Origin of the sequence: Photobacterium kasasachensis (assembly GCF_050336885.1) — a bacterium.
Classification (GTDB): Bacteria; Pseudomonadota; Gammaproteobacteria; order Enterobacterales; family Vibrionaceae; genus Photobacterium; species Photobacterium kasasachensis.
The window spans coordinates 304,337-322,816 of sequence record NZ_JAKJSH010000007.1 but is presented as its reverse complement, the minus strand read 5'-3'; the positions used below and the strand labels follow the sequence as shown (position 1 = coordinate 322,816).

Below are 18,480 nucleotides of genomic sequence, written 5' to 3'. Positions count from 1 at the left end.
TCCTTACAGCAGCCACGCTGCCAAACCATAAAGGCCTACCGCACCTGCTGTAAGTGCAGGGAAAATAACAAATGTGTAAAGAAATGTTGATCTCAATTCTTGTTGTTTTATTGCTGTCATAAAACTCACCTCGCGTGTTTTTTTATTCATTCTAATGAGAGGGTGTGAATGGCAGATATAGAAATGCGAGCGTATGTTATTGAATGTGAAAGAATATTAATGGATTTTTTGTAGGTTAATGAAAAATAACCATTTTATTTTTATGGTATTCGATGGGTGAATTTTGACTAATTTTAAATAATTGATAGGAATGTGATAAAGGTATGCTTTTCCACAAATTGCCGCTACGAGCAATACCACTTTGGTAGCGTTTTTTGGTGGTTTTTGGAAGTGGTTTGGAGATGGTTTGGTTTAGATTGTTTCGAAAAATAGCGGTAGGAGAGGTAAGGAAAATACCTAGTTAAATTAACATCGTGGCAACATTGTGCTTGTTGGGGTTAGGTTAGTATTGATCTCAACGTAATGCGCTTTAGTTTTCTGTTAATAACAAAGGAAACACATACGTGTTGTTGTATGTGTCCCTACTATCAGTGTCTGGTATGAGTATGAAAATAGCTTATCTACTCGTTGGCATCTGTTTCACCTTTATACTCGAGAATGTCTCCGGGCTGACAGTTAAGGTGCTTGCATATCGCTTCGAGCGTTGTCAGCCGGAGTGCCTTGGCTCGACCATTTTTGAGTACTGATAGATTTTGCTCTGTAATACCGATCTTGGCTGCGAGTTCATTTGAGCGCATCTTTCTCTTTGCCAGCATTACATCTAAATTAATGATAATTGGCATGTTGTTATCCTAAACTGTTAGCTCGTTTTCTTCTTTAATATCCTTCGCCAGCGTCATAACGTGCGAAATAGCACGCACCGTAAGGCCAATCAGTAAAATCGTCAAGTCACTGTCATCAATAGTGAATCCTATATTAAAGTTTTCCTGGCCAATAGACAGAACGGCACCTAGCAGCATGTCGGATAGTACGCTGATAACAGGTGTCGCAATCATCAAGTTAGCGATACGCCTGAAGCAGGAAACGTTCGCTTGTGTGAATACATCGCCTAACTGATAGAGGCGGAACAAGCAGATTAACTGCCAGATGATTGCCATGTAAACGAGTGATGGCAGTAGAGCAAACGGGTAACCCATTAACGATTTTCCGACAGTCAGCGGCAAACTGACATCGAACGAAAACTCCAGGCTTACCCCACTGGCGGACTCAACAAGTGTTCCGTAGAACCAGATAAATGTGATTGATAGCGGTGTAAATAGCAGGATGACCCAAAGTAGGATAAGAAGCCGCCGGCTAAGTGTTTGAATGGCATTTTGAACAGACATACATAGTTCCCCGTGTAGATTTGTATATATCTTGACATTCGACACGACGTAGTTCAATAAAAAATTATCGAAAAACGATAAGTTTAGTGTTGTTTCATTGATACAGATAAAGCGGTACTGAAAGTTAGCTTACAAATCAAAGAGCTAGAGTTCCAGCTTGTCACAGGGAAGGGCTTTGGCTGCGAAAAATATGAAGAGATCTGCTACATGAGACATTTCAGACCACTGGGTATAGTACTTGATTTGGCAGACAAAATAGAGTGATAGAATTAAATCGACCAGAGCTAATGCTCTATTATTTGGCGTGGTTTAAAATGTGTGAAAATAAACCCTATAGAAACAAATGGTAATATGACAATATAAATATTCACTGGGTTTTATATCCATGATGAGAAAGACAAAAAAATAACAAAATTGCGCAGAACATCTCAAAATAATATTAGTGAATAAATTTTTTATCACTCAAAAGCTTAGCGTGAGGTTTGGTACTTTTTCTCATTATCAAGACTGATAAAGTAAAAAAACGGTCAGTTTTTATTTGACTGAATAATAATATTCGTCATCATAGGCTTATTCTTAATAAGAAGACGATTTTCATAATTAGGACAGAAAGAAAAACCCATATATACAGAGATCTTAATATTGCATTCTAAATCAATGATTTATGTTTTTTGGCGCTCTTGGGGTGAATTCAATAAGTGACTAATTGAATAATTTGATGCTTGTGAGTCCAGATAATATAGGATTATTTTTCTGAAAGGGGAGTTTCTTAATTTAATTCTCTGTTTTCTAATTAGTTTCGTAATTAAACCATACAATAATAAAGAGTGAAGGCGCTTGATATCAGTAAGATAAAAGCAATAAATGATATTTGCTTCTAATTCTGTGTAGTAACTCATTGAAGGCACCATAAAGATAAATTGGAGTGATTACTCTCCAAGGCTGGGGTGCGTGGTATTCAAAATAATAAAACGTAGGAAACCAACATGAAGAAAGCATTTGCGATATTACTCGCCTTTGCTGCTTTGCCTAATAGCGCCAGCGAGCTCAGGGTGACATTGCCACTGGCAAGTAAACATTTCTATTGCGCTAGTAATCAATGTATTGACCTTAACGAGACCAATTTGGGCATTGGCGTTGAATATGCTAGCTATGGTGTTATAGGCTTTGAAAATAGCTACTCGCGCCAGAGTGTTGCTGCCTACAAAACGTTTGAATACGACATGAATCCTTATATGGGGCTTGGTATTCGTCTGGGTGGGGTAACTGGCTATAAGGAAGAGTCGGGGATGGATGTAGTGCCTCTGGCCCAGCCTTACCTTCGGATGCTTCCTATTGATTGGCTAAGTTTTAACTTTGGCATTGTTCCTGTCGGCCTGATTGATACTAAAAACTATAACCTTGTGGTGACGCTAGATTCACAGATCACTTTCTAGCAGTATCTCTTGCGGAGGACATCGACTGGATGCAGAGGCTTTTCAAGGTACAAAAAAGCGGGACTATTGTCCCGCTTTCGCTATTGATGCTTTAGGCGCTGAGTTAATCGGCCTAACTTATTCGCTTTCGGTGTCGAAACCGGCACCTTTCCATGCGTAGATGCCGCCAGGGTAGCGATAGACGTTGTTGTAGCCCATTTTGATGGCCCATGCGGCAGCATTGTGGCTTCGGCCACATTTAACAAATCCGCAGTAGAAAACGAGCGTCTTGTTTTTGTCGGTACCAAGCAAAGCCGCGAAGTTTTCCTGAGTTTTACCATCTGTACCAGTTACTTTCCACTCTGGCATTGAGGCAATCGGGAATTCAAACTGCATCGCTGCCGGGATATGTTCTTTCTTGTAGCTGTCCTTATACGGCATGGCATCGACGACCAATACCTCTTCCTTGGTGTCGAGAAGGGCTTTCAGGCCTTGGGTGTCAATCAACTGGTAGCCGCCAGCCAGAGTGTCGTTGTGCAGCTTGATAGCGACCTGTTCTGTTTGGACTTCTGCTTCGAACTTACCGGAAAACAAACCGGCATTAGCGGTTAGGGGCAAGATCAGAAGACCTGCTGCCAAAATGAATGCATTGAGCCAGAAGCTACGACGAGGACGCTGAAGACGAGATTTGCTGAATGGCATGATAAGTCCTTATTGGTTGAAGTTCGCCGCAAAAATGCGGCGAAAAGTGACGAAATAAAATTAATAACCACACCGCATTTAGGTAAGGTGTGCTTTGTTGTGAACTGGGCGCTGGTTATTGAAATAGTACAGTCCGGCTGTAAAGAAGGTTATTAGCAGCAGGACAATAAATTGCGGTTCCAGTTCGCTATAGACTTGTGATTCCAAAGATCCTGGCAGGTAGCAGCCGCAGTCAAAATGCAGCCCCTGGTACAGCGCGATCCCGGACGGCAGCATATACAGCGCCAGACAGGCCACGATGGGGGCAATGGAGGTCAGCTCGAAGAAGGCCAGCGAGAGACAAACTGCCAGCGCAAAAGGAAGTGAGAATGCCAGTACATCGGCATACATGGCGGGCACCAGCCCGGTATCTAACAGCAATAGCGCAGTCTGTTCGGGATGAAAGAAGCCTTTCAGGGCGATAGCGGCTGCTGAAAGCAGGACGAAGCTGGTGACGAAACGATGAATATACCCACGTGTTTTCATAGCGATACTCACTTCTATTTATAGTTAAAACTTAATTCAACACGGTGTGCTCGAGGTGAAGCATGGCTTCCAGTACGCTGCCACCGATCGCTCTGGCTTTGTCAGAAACGGTGGTGAAGTCGGCCTCGATGCCTCTCGGGTCAATATCACCAATTTTGAATCCTTCCGTGACGGTGAGCCCATCATTCAGCAGTCCCCGCACCATACCGCCTAGCGGGGCAACAACCGGGCTGTCGCCAATATGGGCAATAACATCCCCTTCTTCTACGATATCGCCGAGCTTGACGTGGTTATGCATAATGCCGTCACAGGGAGCGCGCAGCACACGCTGGTGGGTGTAGCCAGCAATATTACCGGGGATTCCTGTGTTGGCCTGGGTGACACCGTTGTAGATAATGCGTCCGAGGTAGTGACCCCGGTTTGTCTCGATAACCGCATCACAGTCTTCGCCGGCGGTAAAACCCGGGCCGAGCGCGATAGTGATTGGAGCCATGTCTCGTGTTGTGCCCAGATTACGCTTGGCCAGAATGGCATCGACAACAAATGTCGGTTTCAGGCTGGCAAGTGAGCAACAATCTTCATCCACCATGACAGGGATTTTGTTGTCGTCGAGTAACTTGAATACTTCTTCGCAACTTTTCGCTTTTTGGGCGGTGATCCCTTCAACTTCGGCAGGATTACCGTACAGGCACTGGGCAAAAGAGACCGTGCAGCGAATCACAGTTGGCTGCGAAATATCGGTCATAACCACTTTAAATCCTGCATTTTTGAGGCGGATCGCAACACCAGTAGCAATATCTCCTGCGCCACGGATTAAAACCAGTTTATTACGATTCAGGCGAGTATCGTCTTTCATTAATCCGCCTGCAGACTGATGTTTCACTTTGAGGATCTCTGCCATGATGCTGATGGCAATTTCTTCGGGGGTTTCGGCACCGATGTTGAAGCCTATTGGGGAGTGGATTGCCTGAATGTGCGCTTCGCTGACATTGCATTTTCGTAGATGGTTAAACAAGGTCTGTACCTTGCGGCGGCTTGCCATCAGGCCAATATATCGGGTATCGCAGTCAACAACTTTGGTGATTGCATCCTGATCCTGGTGGTTGGTGGCAATAACCACGAAACTGTCTTTGTTGATATCGAGCTTGTCGATAGCATCTTCCATATTCTGGCCGAGAACCCGCTTGGTTCCGGCAGGAAAGTGCTCTTCGGCAAGGCTCTCTTCATAGGCATCGGCGACGGTAATATCAAATCCGAGCACATGGGCAGCATGGGCAACAGCGCGGTTGACATGCCCGGCACCAATTAAGAGCAGGCTGGGGCGCAGGCCATAGACATCAATGAATACACTCATCGCACCGCCGCAGTCCATGTCCATGGCGTCCGGGCCTGAACGGGTCATCCGTCCTTTTACAACGCGGGGCTTTCTTTCCTGTAACGCTTCCAGCGACTGCTCGATAACGTAACGTTCAATCATCCCGCCACCGACTGTCCCGATGATTGAACCGTCTGCCTTTACGATCATCTGCCCAGAGTGGCGCGGTGCCGAGCCGCGGGTTTCAATAATATTTGCCAGGGCAAATGGGACGTTCTCTTCTTCTAGTTGTGCGGCTTTAGCAAAAATGTTCATCAATCATGACCTCAATGTCTCGCGACGAGAGGTGATTAGCTAATCTCTCGTCAGTACGTTTTTTATCGGTGCCTGACTGTTCATTGCAGCTAGCCAGATGGCATCAAGATGTGCGGTATTACTAATGACCTTATGGGCTAACTGGGTTAGGGCTGAGTAGTTAGCGGCCAAGTCTATTTTATTTATTAACCAAATCTTGATGGCCTGTTCAGGAGCGTGCTTAAACATTCCTTGTTGATGTTCAATCAGGTTGCCTAATATCCGGTGATCAATGATGTCACCAGTTGAACATTGGGTAAGGGCAGAAAAAATGTTCCATCGATGAATTCTCTCGGGGATAGCCCGAGTGTGAATAACTTCTGCGCCAGTTACACCGATAACCATATCCGAAGTAATTGGAATGCAAGGCTCATGCCTATCGGGAGCTTTTATGGGCAAACATTTGGCGCCATCAGACTCAATAATAAAAACTGTGAAAGGCGAGTCATTTTTTAATTTATCGATGAGTTCAGGTGTGACTCCGGACACTTTAATTTTGTCACTTTTGTTATTGCTGGCTATTTTGTTTTTATAGCAAAAAGTGATACTTGGTTCCGATAAATCAAGATGTGAGTATGGTATTAGTTGATTGTGATTGTGCTCAAGATTAATAAAGTTGTCAGCTTGATAGCTATCAGGTAAATACATTTTTGTCGTGGTGCTGACAAATACGCAGTGCCCTTGATTTTTGAATTGGTTGGCAAGCCAAAAAGCCGCGGATGTTTTTCCTCCGCCGCCAACAAGAGCAATCACGAGTGATCCACCAAGCGGAATATCGAATTGTGTAGCGCATAGTGCGCGATAATTTTTTCCTGACTTCATGTCGTTCCCAATCGTGCAATAAGTGCCAATAAAGTGAGTAATAACAATGGTTCAATACCAACAAGTCGATTGTGTAATGCCTGCTGCCGGTCTGTCGTCCCGGATGGGATGCTGGAAGATGATGCTACCTTACCGGCACCATACAATCCTTGATGAAAGTATCGAAAATGCACTTGGCTTTTGCTCACGGGTAATATTGGTTGCGGGCCATCGTGGCGATGAGTTAGCCTGCAGGTATAAGAAAAAACAAGGTGTTGAGGTGGTAGTTAACACTCACTATGAGCAAGGAATGTTTAGCTCGATTCAACAAGGGGCCAAGCAGGTTAAAACTAAGCACTTCTTTATCTGCCATGGTGACATGCCGTGTATTTCGCCCGATATTTATCGTCGGGTATGGGAAAAACGTGGCAGCTATACGGTGTTTCCCGGCACGGCTGAGCGCCCTGGTCATCCGGTGCTGCTTCCTGCCACACTGAAAGCCCAAATCCTATCGGCGCCTTTTGACGGCAAAATGAAACGCATCATATATAGTGGTGAGGTGAAATATGCCGAGCTTACTGAAACAGATATTTATTTTGATGTTGACACTCCAGCGGCATACGAGCGACTGTGCCAGCGCTCACAATAGTCCTATCATTATGAGAGTTGATAGTAACTTTTTATCAAATTGATATCAGGAAGTACCCGCCTAATTATTGCTATTAATATAGTGTGATTTCAAATCGAATTAATTTTCTCTTCATCCGAAAATTGAAGTTTGATTTCTTCTGTCGAAAATCCGTTTTACTTTTCTTTCCGTGATAGTTGCTATCATATTTATCGGTATCAAAGTGATAGCAATTTATTAATTTGATAGAAAAATCGACTGAATTAAGAATCATACTCATTTATTATTCATTCTTATTATTAATTAGCCCTTCCTTCCTATATTGCGCGTGTTCACACAATTGTCCTTTGTTTCGACATGGGTCACGAAAATAGCGATGAAAGTTCGTCTGGATGATCTTGATTTTAAAGTTTGGCGCAGTAGTTGCTCTTTAAGTCCCATAGCTGGCTGATTTATTTCAGCCTATCACTCTGAGCCCTACGCATTGCACAACGAAATGTGCTGGCTGTGAAAATACAAGAAAAATACAGCATCAAGGAGATCTATCATGGGAGACATCATGCGTCCCGTTCCGTTTGGCGAGCTACTCAATCGCATCTTTAGCGAGTATAAAGAGAGCCAGTCAATTTTTGGGATACCATCGAAGCAATTTTATCGCAAGGAGAGTGCCAAGGATCTATCCGTCTGGGGCGAAAACTGTGAAACCCCTGTAGGCCCTGCTGCCGGTCCGCACACCCAGCTGGCGCAAAACATCATTTCCTCATGGCTTGCCGGTGGACGTTTCATGGAGCTGAAAACAGTTCAGAAACTGGATCAGCTGGAAATAGCCAAGCCATGTATCGACGCCGAGGATGAGTGCTTTAATACCGAGTGGTCGACAGAGTTCACTCTGATCAAAGCTTATGATGAGTACCTCAAAGCGTGGATTGCACTTCACTTGTTGGAAGAAGTCTTTGCCCCGCGTGCGGATGGCGAAGAGAAGTCTTTCGTGTTCAATATGAGTGTGGGGTACGATCTTGCGGGTATTCAGACTGCGCCGATGCAGAAGTATATCCACGATATGCTCGATTCAAGCGAGCATGAAAGCTTCCATGCCTATATCGCCGAGCTAAACAGCTTCATAACTGATCCGGATTTCGTTAAATCCTTTGGTTTCGAGCACCGTTTCGAACGTCTGAACAAGCTGTCGGATACCATTCCTCCCCAGCTGACTCGCGGTGTCACCCTGTCTACTATGCACGGCTGCCCACCGAATGAAATTGAAGCGATCTGTCGTTACATGATTGAAGACAAGGGCATCAACACGTTCGTAAAACTGAACCCGACTCTGTTGGGCTTTGAACGTGTACGTGGCATTCTTGACAACGCTGGCTTTGACTATGTTGCCCTGAGCGAAGAGTCGTTCAGTCACGACCTGCAGATTGAAGATGCCAAAGCCATGTTGCATCGCCTGGTAGACCTGGGCAAAGAAAAAGGTATCGGCTTCGGTGTTAAACTGACTAACACCCTGGGTACATTGAACCGTAAAGGCCGTCTGCCAGACAAAGAGATGTATATGTCCGGCCGAGCCTTGTTCCCGCTATCAATTAACGTAGCGCTTGAATTATCACGTGAGTTTGACGGCATGCTGCCAATCTCTTACTCCGGTGGTGCCAGCAAGTTCAACATCAAAGAAATCTTCGAAACCGGTATTCGTCCGATCACCATGGCGACCGATCTGCTCAAGCCTGGCGGTTACCTGCGTCTGACCGACTGCGCCAATGAGCTGGAATCCAGTGAAGAGTGGGGCATGCAGAAGGTTGACCTAGTCAAGCTAGAAGCCCTGGCGGCGAAGTCACTGGTTGCTGATTACGTCCAGAAAGAGTGGCGTGGTCCGGAAGAGATCAGTGTGAAGAAAGCCGTGCCGTTGACTGACTGTTATGTTGCACCATGTGTGACCGCCTGTCCGATCAGCCAGGATATCCCTGAGTACATTCGTCTGATGGGCGAGCACAAGTACACCGAAGCGCTGGAAGTGATTTACTCGCGTAATGCCCTGCCTGCCATTACTGGTCACATTTGTGATCACCAGTGTCAGTACAACTGTACCCGCCGTGACTACGAAGGTGCGCTGAATATCCGTGAAATGAAGAAAATTGCACTGGATAAAGGCTGGGATGGCTACAAGGCCAAGTGGCATGAGCCAGACATGGATAAAGCCAAGCACCCAGTTGCGGTCATTGGTGCCGGTCCTGCGGGCTTGTCAGCAGCATACTTCATGGCCCGTGCTGGTCACCCTGTCACTGTGTTTGAGAAAGAGCACAATGCCGGTGGTGTAGTGAAGAACATCATTCCTCAGTTCCGTATTCCTGCCGAAGTGATCCAGCACGATATTGATTTCGTCAAAGATCATGGTGTTCATATCGAATACGGCTGCAACCCGAATATGACAGTGGAAACACTGAAATCAAGCGGCTTCAAGTATATCTGTCTGGGCATAGGTGCCGATAAGGGCAACCCGATTTCACTGTCTGGTGATAACACCAAGGTGTTCAAGTCACTCGAATTCCTCCGCAGCTTTAACGATGGTGAGAAGCTGGAACTTGGCAAACACGTCGCTGTTGTCGGTGCCGGTAATACAGCAATGGATAGTGCCCGTGCTGCCCTTAAGGTTGACGGTGTCGAGAAAGTTACCATCCTGTACCGCCGTACGATTGCTGAAATGCCTGCTTACAAGGAAGAGTACGAAGAAGCCGTGGAAGATGGCGTGCAGTTCATGTTCCTGACCAACCCAGAGCAGTACGATGCCGATGGCAAACTGACAGCCCGTGTGATGGAGCTGGGCGAGCCAGACGAGAAAGGCCGTCGCCGTCCGGTAGCGACCGACAAGACCGTTGAGCTTCAGGTTGATGCACTGGTCACTGCGGTTGGTGAACAGTCAAACCGTGACGTACTTGGCCGTATCGGTATTCCGATGGGTGAAGATGGCTGGCCGGCTGTCGATGCGAAGACTTGCGAAACTGCAGTTGAGAATGTGTTCCTGATGGGTGATGCCCAGACTGGTCCATCGTCGATTGTTTCTGCCATTTCCGGCGGTCGCAAAGCGGCAACAGCGATTCTGGCTCGTGAAGCGCAGCTTGAGCAGGAGAAAGAAGTTTCTTCTGAAGTGAAGGCCGATGCTGTCTATGCCCGTAAAGGCGATATCCAGGTCAAGATGATCAGCGCGAACAAGCTTGAAGAATCTGACCGCGAAGACTTTATCGAGCAAGAAGCAAAACGTTGTTTGGAATGTTCGTATATCTGTAGCAAGTGTGTGGATGTGTGTCCGAACCGCGCCAATATTTCACTGCCAATTCCTGGTTTCAAAGATCAGTACCAGACATTGCATATTGACGCCTACTGTAACGAATGTGGCAACTGTGCCCAGTTCTGTCCATGGGATAGCAAGCCATATAAAGACAAGTTTACCATCTTCAACCTACGCGGTGACTTTGCCAATAGCACCAATGCAGGTTTCTACATTGAAGGCGAAGAGGTACTTGTCCGTACTCAGGGCGAAACATATACCTTCAGCATTAATGAGCAAAGCGAACTGGATATGCCTGAGTCGATGGCAGATGAAGCAACCATGATCAGCTATGTGCATGCAAATCATCGTTATCTTCTTGGCAAAGTAGATGTATAGGTGAGGAGTCAGGAATGTTATTACTTAAAAATGCAACGGCAGTGCAGTTTGAACCTGCACTGATCAAAGAAAGCGTAGATATCTTGATTGATGGTAGCGTAATCAAGGAAGTTGGTTCGGATCTGGCAGCAAAATACCCGGATGCTACTGTCAAGGAGATGAAGGGTAAACTGGTTATGCCGGGTATTGTCTGCTCGCACAACCATTTTTACTCGGGTCTTGCCCGCGGCATCATGGCTGATATCAAGCCAAGCCCGGACTTTATCTCAATCCTGAAGAACCTGTGGTGGCGGATGGACCGAGCGCTGGATGAAGAAGCGCTTTACTACAGCGGCCTGATCTGCTCGCTAGAAGCAATCAAAAACGGTTGTTCGTCGGTGATTGACCACCATGCATCACCTAATTACATCGCAGGTTCGCTAAATACCCTGCGCAAAGGTTTCCTGAAAGCTGGCCTGCGCGGTATGACCTGTTTTGAAACCACCGACCGTAACGGCGGCATGAAGGAGATGATGGCCGGTGTCGAAGAGAACATCGCCTTCGCCCAGCTTGTCGACCGTGCCAAGGAAGAAGGCACAGAACCGTACCTGGTTGAAGCGCACATCGGTGCCCACGCGCCGTTCACTGTGACCAACGAAGGTTTGGCAATGATGGCTGAGGCTGTCCAGGCAACAGGGCGTGGTATTCATGTCCATGTTGCAGAAGACCGCTACGACGTGACACACAGCCACCATCATTACAGCCAGGATATTGTCGAGCGTCTCGACAGCTTTGGTCTAATCAACGAGAAGACTTTGCTGGCTCATGGCTTGTTCCTGTCTGACCGTGATATCGACATCCTGAATGCCAAAGATGCCTTCCTGGCCCACAACGCCCGTTCAAACATGAACAACAATGTGGGTTACAACCATAAGCTGACTCGCTTCAAGAATGTCGCGTTGGGTACCGATGGTATTGGTGCCGATATGTTCGAAGAGCTTAAGTTTGCCTTCTTCAAGCATCGTGATGCTGGTGGTCCGCTTTGGCCTGACAGCTTTACCCGCAGCCTGTGGAACGGTAATGAAATCCTTGCCCGGAACTTTGGCGCCAAGTTTGGTCGCCTGGATCCCGGAAACAAGGCTGACTTGACCATTCTTGACTACACCAGCCCGACGCCATTCGTGGCGGACAACCTGCCTGGGCATATTGCCTTCGGCATCAATGCGGGCAACGTCAACAGCGTTATCGTTGAAGGACGTTTTGTGTATGAAGATCGTGCATTCCCGTTCGATGTTGCGCCTATCTATGCTGAAGCCAGCAAAGTAGCCCAGCGTCTATGGAAGACAATGGATCAATTAGACTAATGTGAGATCCCGTTATGGATACGGTTAATACTCGATTCAAGTGGGCAGAAGCCACAGGTGAAGCTAAGTATATTGCCGACCGCCATTACGAGGGACTGTTAGAAGGGCGGTTCTACCGCTCTTCTTGCCCCAGAGGCGTCATTAAATCGGCTAAGATCCCGGCCATGCCAGAAGGCTACCATCTGTTTGGTGCCAATGATGTGCCGGGACAAAATGTACTCCCCATCGTAGAAATAGACTGGCCGGCGTTTGCCGACAAAGAAGTGCGGTTCGTCGGTCAGGTTATCTATCTGCTGGTCGGCCCTGACCCGGATGTGATAGAGCAACTCCTGCAACAAATAGAGGTAGAATACTCACCATTGACGCCGGCTTATACGATTGAACAATCGAAAGCACTCATCGATGGCGCCATTCATTCAACAGACAATGTGCTTGATACTCATACGTTGACTAAAGGTGATATCGACGAGGGTTTTGCACAGGCTGTAACGATAATTGAAGAAACGTGCAGCACCGGGTATCAGGAGCATATCTACCTTGAAACCCAGGGGTGTGTCGGCTACCCCAAAGACGGCAAGATCGTTATCGAAGGGTCGATGCAATGTCCCTTCTATGTTCACCACTGTATGGCAGTACTCCTCGGTCACGACAGAGTGCGCGCGATTCAGTGCCCGACAGGTGGCGGCTTCGGCGGTAAGGAAGACTACCCTGATGTCCTTGCCGGACCGTTGGCCGTTGCGGTAGAGCGGTTGCAAAGACCTGTCAGAATTGTGCTTGAGCGTAGTGAAGATATTCAGTTTACCTCTAAGCGCCACCCGGTAGAATTCCACTACCGAACCGGGATTGACGCCGATGGCAATATTGTTGCCATGGAGCTGAATTTTGATATTAATTCCGGCGCCTATCTCAGCCTTTCCGGCATTGTTCTCCAACGTTCGCTGACCACCGCGACCAATGTCTACGATATTCCTAATGTCCGTGTCGAAGGCCATGCCTGGACAACCAATACCGTACCGACTGGGGCATTCCGTGGCTTTGGCTCACCGCAGAACTGTTTCTGCATGGAAACCCACATGAACCATATCGCCAAGAAAGTTGGCGAAGACCCGGCGGCGTTTAAGCAACGTCATTTCCTTAAATCAGACTCGACCACGCTGACTGGATCGAAGATCTTCGGTGATCTGGTGCTGGATGAGATGTTGGAGCGGGTGTTGAGCCTGTCGGAGTACAACACCAAGACGACGCTGAATGCGTTCCAGCCTGATAGCGACGAACATTGTCAGGGTAGCGGTAAACGCAAAGGGATCGGCCTGGCGGTCTTCCAGCATGGCTGTGGTTTTGCCGGTGATCTGGAAGATACCCTGGTACGGGCAAGAGTTCGCTTGAATAAGCTTGCCGATGGAACCATTCGGATCCTCGCATCCAATACTGATATCGGTCAGGGGCTAAGCCTGACATTCCGTAAGATTGTTGCCGAAACAATGAACCGTCCGTTGGAGACGATTCAGCTGGCGGTACCTGATACAGGCATTGTGCCGGACTCCGGCCCGACGGTGGCATCACGCTCGATCTTGATTGTTGGTTACCTGATTGAGAAAGCAGCTCAGAAACTGCAACTTAACTGGCAGGAAGGTGAGCCGCAGGAAATCGAAGAGATCTACCGCAAGCCGGACTACCACGTCTGGGACCAGAGTACCTATCAGGGCAATGCCTATCAGGCGACCAGCTATGGTGCAAATGTCGTCGAGGTTGAGGTCGATATGGCGACTGGCGAGACGGACATTATCGGTGCATGGGCGGTGTATGACATCGGTCGGGCGATTGATCCGGTTGTGTTCAAGGGCCAGATTGACGGTGGCTTGGTACAGGCGCTGGGGTACGGTAGCTGCGAGAAAATGGAGCTGAATAAAGACGGGGTTTTTGCCCAGAAAACCATGGCTGACTATGTGATCCCGACATCGCTTGATGTCCCGGCGATCGGAAGTGATTTGGTGGATAACCCGTATCCGTTTGGCCCTAATGGTGCCAAGGGGGGCGGTGAGTTGACCCATAACGGTGGTGCGGCAGCTTTTGCTGCGGCGGTTGAAGCGGCCATAGGCAAGACGTTGTCATCCATACCGGTAACACCTGAGAAAATCTGTCAGGCGCTGTATGCAGAGGAAACGGCAGAGGCTGGCAAGGCAGTAGAAGGAGGGAAGGCAAAATGAAGATCGAGTTCTACCTAAATGATGAGCTGGTTGAGGTTGAAGCCGACCCGATGCAATCGCTACTGAACACATTGCGCGGAAACCTGAATAAGACAGCAACCAAGGAAGGCTGTGGTGAAGGGGAGTGCGGGGCCTGTTCTATCCTGTTTAACGGCAAGTTGGTCAATGCTTGCATGATGCCTATCGCTCAGGCGGAAGGCGCCAGACTGATGACGCTGGAAGGGCTACGCCAGACCGAGAAAGGGCAGTGTGTGATTGATGCGCTGCTTGAGGCTAAAGGAGTGCAGTGCGGCTTCTGTACGCCGGGTATGGTGCTAGCACTGTATGCACTGCTTGAAGTCAATGCCAAGCCGAGCGAGCAGGAAATCAGAACCGCGATATCGGGTAACCTTTGCCGCTGTACCGGTTACGGGATGATTGTCGATGCCGCGAGGATCGCCAGCGAAAAAGGAGAGGGATTATGGTAGAGGTATATCGTCCTGATACTTTGGAGCAGGCGCTGGATAAGCTTGCTGTTGGTGACCATACATTGTTCTCCGGCGGAACGGACTTAATGGTACAGCACAGTGTCAGACCGGGTATGACGCCGAGTTTTGCCCGTGATGTGGTTTTTGTCGACGCGATTGAAGAGCTCAAGCATATCACTGAGGCCAGTCTGGAAACCCAGGCTGAAGGGGATGTCGATTCTGCGCTGTTCATTGGTGCCGGTGTACCCCTCAGCGAGATTGAGCGGCATCCTCAGGTGCCTGATATCCTGCGTCAGAGTGTTGCCAAGATAGCAGCGCCTGCGCTGCGTAACCGGGCAACCATGGCCGGGAACATCTGTAACGCCTCACCGGCGGCAGATTCTCTGCCGGCGCTTTACCTGCTTGATGCGCGCGTTGTGTTGTCATCCCTGCAGGGTCAACGTGAAATGGCCCTGGAAGACTTCATTCTTGCTCCGGGTCTCACTCAGCTAAAACAAGGCGAGATGTTGACGCATGTCGTGATCCCGCAGCCTGATTTGCCCGAGGCGTTCTATCACAAGGTGGGAACCCGGGCTGCCAACGCACTGACCAAACTGTCAATGGCTGGCATGGCGAAGATCAGTAAAGGTCGTACAGGCAAAGGTAAGCTGGTGGACTGGCGTGTTGCGTTTGGCGCTGTAGGCCCGACTGTTGTCCGTAACCGTGAACTGGAGTCGCTGTTGATTGGCCAGCCAACGGAAAAACTCGCCAAACCGAGATTTGTCGATGAAGTTGTCGCCATGTATGGCGAAGTTATCCGCCCTATTGACGATCAACGTTCGACCGCAGAATACCGCCATCAGGCGTCCCTCAATCTATTGAGACGCTGGCTTAGCCAGCTAAGTGTGTCATAGGTTATAACCTTCCTCTTATTTTCTTTTCTTTCAATTTATGGGGGCCTGTCGGCCCCCTTTTTTCCCTCTTTATCTGGCCAGTACGCCCTAGTGATATCTGCCGAAAAAGAGCGGATGAATTTTCATTGCTTACACTTAGGATATTTGTCTAACTATCTATATAGTAAGGAAAATATTATTGAGTCGGGTATAGATGCCCTCGGTAAATTGTGAAGGAGAGCAAGTGGTCGAGCAGTCATATTCCTATTATCTTCGCCGGTTAGTGGTGCTGGGTGTGCCACTGATGTTGCAGAGCCTGTTGTTCAGTAGCTTAGGTTTTATCGATAACCTGATGGTTAGCCAGCTAGGCACTCAGGAAGTGGCCGCATCGGGTATTGGTGCTCGTGTGTTTTGGCTCGCCAGTGCCTGTATCTGGGGAATGGGAACAGGGATGGGCGTATTGCTGGCTCAGTACTGGGGGGCTCGGGATGAAGAAGGGCTAAAACGAAACTTTGCTCTCGGGACTGCGATAGCAACATTGGCATCGTCGCTGTTTCTTCTGATCTGCGGTTTTTTCCCGACTTTTATTCCCGGTTTGTTTGAGCCGAGTGCAGAGACAATGGATCTGGCTGCAGGTTATGTGCAGTTGCTGGGGGTTGCGATATTTCTTGCCGGGCCGACGATCACCCTGGATGCCGCTCTGCGATCTATTGGCCAGACTAAAATTAATCTCTACATTTCCTTGGTTGAGATCGGCCTGAACATTGTACTGAACTACGTGCTGATCTTCGGACATTTGGGGGTACCGGCACTGGGGCTGAYAGGGGCCGGGGTAGGCACCGTGATTGCGCGCTCAGTTCGGGTTGTCATCTTGCTGGTGGTTATATATCGCYTCTACCCGGTATTGGCGTTCGGTATCAGTCATTTGATAAGTGCTTTTCATCAAAAGATAGTGAAGCGCTATTTTGAGATATCTTTGCCGATCATCGCAGGCAGCTTAATTTGGAGTGGTGGCATGTTCACCTACCACCTGCTGCTTGGACGAATCGGAGAAGTCGAGCTGGCGACGATGGCTATCCTGACGCCACTGGAGTCATTTGCATTGTCAGTAGCCCATGGCCTGTCGAGTGCGACGGCTATTTTGGTGGGTAATTCATTGGGTAGCGGTAAGTTTTCACTCAGTAGAACGTATTCAACCTATGTGCTTAAAACGTCAGTTGCCGTAGGCGTGGCGTTGGGAGGACTGCTGTTGCTGGCAGAGGCGCTCATTATTTCTCTGTATACAGAGGTCAGCTCTGAAGTACTGGAACTGGCAAGCCGCTGTTTCCCGGTGCTGGCGCTGAGTATATTGCTGCGGACAGTCAATATTACCGTGATTGTTGGTGTGCTGAGAGCAGGGGGCGATGCAAAATTTTGCATGAATATGGATATACTCTGCCAGTGGGTATGGGCAATCCCGGTAACGGCATTTGCGGCTATCTGGCTGGAGTGGTCTCTGCCGCTTGTGCTTCTGATGATGACAAGTGAAGAGCTGGTGAAACTCTATCCAGCGATGCGAAGGCTCGCTAGTTTGCGCTGGGTGAACAACCTGACTGAAGATCCGGATAAGGAGGAAAAGTCTCCGCTGCCAAGCACTTGAGTTTGGTAGCCAAGGTTGGCACAGCCCAAGTTGCTGATTATCAACTATCACTGTTGATAGTTATCAAATTGATAGTAAAAATATTATTTTGATAGATAATTTTAACGGACTGAGAAGCAATCTTATTTAGCATGTTAAATAAGTGTTCATCCCCAGAGTGAATATGAAAATGAATGATGATGCAGATCTCATTTCGGGTCCGATTTCTGACCGTGCTCACGAAACTCATCTCTTATTAAAGTGACTGCCAAGTTTGGCTCAATAGTTGCCTTTTTAGTGCTTAAGAATATTAAAAAATCTTCATTACCTCTGATTCTAAAGAGAGCATGAATTTATAGATAAGTAGAATTCTAAAAAGGTAAGAAAAATGATTGAACACTACTTGAGACCGGACTCTACTGCCCAAGCACTCGACTTAATGCAGCAACATGCAGGCGCTGCAACCTGGTTTGCCGGTGGTTCCAAGCTAAATGCCGCCCCGAGCAAAACCGAAAAAACGGTAGCGATTTCGCTTGATAACCTGGCCTTCGACAAAATTGAACAACACGGTGAAGCCCTGCATATCGGTGCGATGTGCCGTATTCAGAACCTGATTGACAGTGAGCTGGTGCCAGTTGCTCTGAAGCAGGCTGCGGCATTTATTTATTCACGTCACGTGCGCAACCAGGCCACTCTGGGTGGTGAGATTGCAGCCTTCCAGCCTGAAGCATTATTGGTTCCAAGTTTGATGGCGCTTAAAGCGCGTGTTGTGCTTGCCGATGGTCGTGAAAGCGAGGTTGAAGACTATATTGCAGCCGATGAGCGCGATTTAATTGCCAAAGTGATCATCCCTGATGTGAACCTCACCTGCATCGGATACAACATCGTACGCTCTGCGGCGGGTTTGGCCGTTGTGACTGCCGCTGTATCTATCGATAAGGAAGGGAACAAAATTATCGCTCTTGATGGCGTGTCACCAACGCGTAATGGTGCAGCGAGACCTATTCGTTTGCGCGACATTGAAAAGCAGGATTTAAAAGGTGAATTGTTAGAGCAGGCCGTAGCCGATGCCGTTCACCCTGTGGCCAATATTATCGGTAGTGTTGAATATAAGCGCTATATTGCCGGCGTTGTTGTAACAGATTTACTGGCTGAGTGTCAGCATCTGGCTGAGGAGGCATAAC

16 protein-coding genes are annotated in these 18,480 nt (G+C 48.0%); 9 read left to right on the top strand and 7 right to left on the bottom strand.

Going from position 1 to position 18,480, the window contains the following annotated elements:
- Positions 1–3 precede the first annotated feature (3 nt).
- The 3 genes from L4D19_RS11285 to L4D19_RS11275 form a co-directional block, all read right to left on the bottom strand.
- Positions 4–120, bottom strand: coding sequence for a hypothetical protein (locus L4D19_RS11285; RefSeq protein WP_160650097.1), 117 nt, complete (start codon positions 118–120; stop codon positions 4–6).
- A gap of 500 nt (positions 121–620) precedes the next feature.
- The gene (locus L4D19_RS11280) at positions 621–842 is read right to left on the bottom strand and encodes a helix-turn-helix domain-containing protein (RefSeq protein WP_160650096.1); all 222 of its coding nucleotides are present in this window, start codon (positions 840–842) and stop codon (positions 621–623) included.
- Positions 843–851: 9 nt separating this feature from the next.
- On the bottom strand, positions 852–1,385 hold the full coding sequence (locus L4D19_RS11275; protein ID WP_428452543.1) for a DUF2975 domain-containing protein: 534 nt from the start codon (positions 1,383–1,385) through the stop codon (positions 852–854).
- Positions 1,386–2,371: 986 nt separating this feature from the next.
- On the opposite strand from L4D19_RS11275, the gene L4D19_RS11270 reads away from it, so the two are divergent.
- Positions 2,372–2,821: a hypothetical protein gene (locus L4D19_RS11270; protein WP_160650094.1), complete on the top strand. Its 450-nt coding sequence runs from the start codon at positions 2,372–2,374 to the stop codon at positions 2,819–2,821.
- A 117-nt stretch (positions 2,822–2,938) separates the two neighbouring features.
- Here L4D19_RS11270 and L4D19_RS11265 read toward each other — a convergent pair whose 3' ends face one another.
- The 4 genes from L4D19_RS11265 to yqeC form a co-directional block, all read right to left on the bottom strand.
- Entirely contained in the window at positions 2,939–3,502 is a 564-nt protein-coding gene (locus L4D19_RS11265) for a rhodanese-like domain-containing protein (RefSeq protein WP_428452542.1), read from the bottom strand.
- Positions 3,503–3,580: 78 nt separating this feature from the next.
- Positions 3,581–4,027, bottom strand: a complete 447-nt coding sequence (locus tag L4D19_RS11260; protein ID WP_160650092.1) for a MauE/DoxX family redox-associated membrane protein — start codon at positions 4,025–4,027, stop codon at positions 3,581–3,583.
- 31 nt (positions 4,028–4,058) lie between these two features.
- A complete protein-coding gene (gene yqeB / locus L4D19_RS11255; RefSeq protein ID WP_428452541.1) occupies positions 4,059–5,657 on the bottom strand; it encodes a selenium-dependent molybdenum cofactor biosynthesis protein YqeB in 1,599 nt (532 codons plus the stop codon).
- A gap of 39 nt (positions 5,658–5,696) precedes the next feature.
- Positions 5,697–6,518: a selenium cofactor biosynthesis protein YqeC gene (gene yqeC, locus L4D19_RS11250; RefSeq protein ID WP_160650090.1), complete on the bottom strand. Its 822-nt coding sequence runs from the start codon at positions 6,516–6,518 to the stop codon at positions 5,697–5,699.
- Between the two features lie 46 nt (positions 6,519–6,564).
- Here yqeC and mocA point away from each other — a divergent pair, with 46 nt between their 5' ends.
- From mocA to ygfM, 8 genes are all read left to right on the top strand, one after another.
- Positions 6,565–7,146 (top strand): molybdenum cofactor cytidylyltransferase, encoded by a 582-nt coding sequence (gene mocA, locus L4D19_RS11245; protein WP_428452540.1) that lies wholly within the window; start codon positions 6,565–6,567, stop codon positions 7,144–7,146.
- A gap of 526 nt (positions 7,147–7,672) precedes the next feature.
- Entirely contained in the window at positions 7,673–10,789 is a 3,117-nt protein-coding gene (gene ygfK, locus L4D19_RS11240; protein ID WP_428452539.1) for a putative selenate reductase subunit YgfK, read from the top strand.
- Between the two features lie 14 nt (positions 10,790–10,803).
- Positions 10,804–12,132, top strand: coding sequence for a putative aminohydrolase SsnA (gene ssnA, locus L4D19_RS11235; protein WP_428452538.1), 1,329 nt, complete (start codon positions 10,804–10,806; stop codon positions 12,130–12,132).
- 14 nt (positions 12,133–12,146) lie between these two features.
- Entirely contained in the window at positions 12,147–14,339 is a 2,193-nt protein-coding gene (locus L4D19_RS11230; protein ID WP_428452537.1) for a xanthine dehydrogenase family protein molybdopterin-binding subunit, read from the top strand.
- Positions 14,336–14,806, top strand: coding sequence for a (2Fe-2S)-binding protein (locus tag L4D19_RS11225; protein ID WP_160650084.1), 471 nt, complete (start codon positions 14,336–14,338; stop codon positions 14,804–14,806). The genes L4D19_RS11230 and L4D19_RS11225 overlap by 4 nt, the downstream gene beginning before the upstream one ends.
- On the top strand, positions 14,800–15,699 hold the full coding sequence (locus tag L4D19_RS11220; protein WP_428452536.1) for an FAD binding domain-containing protein: 900 nt from the start codon (positions 14,800–14,802) through the stop codon (positions 15,697–15,699). Before L4D19_RS11225 ends, L4D19_RS11220 begins: the two co-directional genes overlap by 7 nt.
- A gap of 223 nt (positions 15,700–15,922) precedes the next feature.
- A complete protein-coding gene (locus tag L4D19_RS11215) occupies positions 15,923–17,317 on the top strand; it encodes an MATE family efflux transporter (protein WP_428452535.1) in 1,395 nt (464 codons plus the stop codon).
- Between the two features lie 367 nt (positions 17,318–17,684).
- Positions 17,685–18,479 carry a molybdopterin-dependent oxidoreductase FAD-binding subunit gene (gene ygfM / locus L4D19_RS11210; protein ID WP_160650080.1) on the top strand — a complete coding sequence of 265 codons (795 nt, stop codon included), beginning with the start codon at positions 17,685–17,687 and terminating at the stop codon, positions 18,477–18,479.
- Position 18,480: the final 1 nt, after the last annotated feature.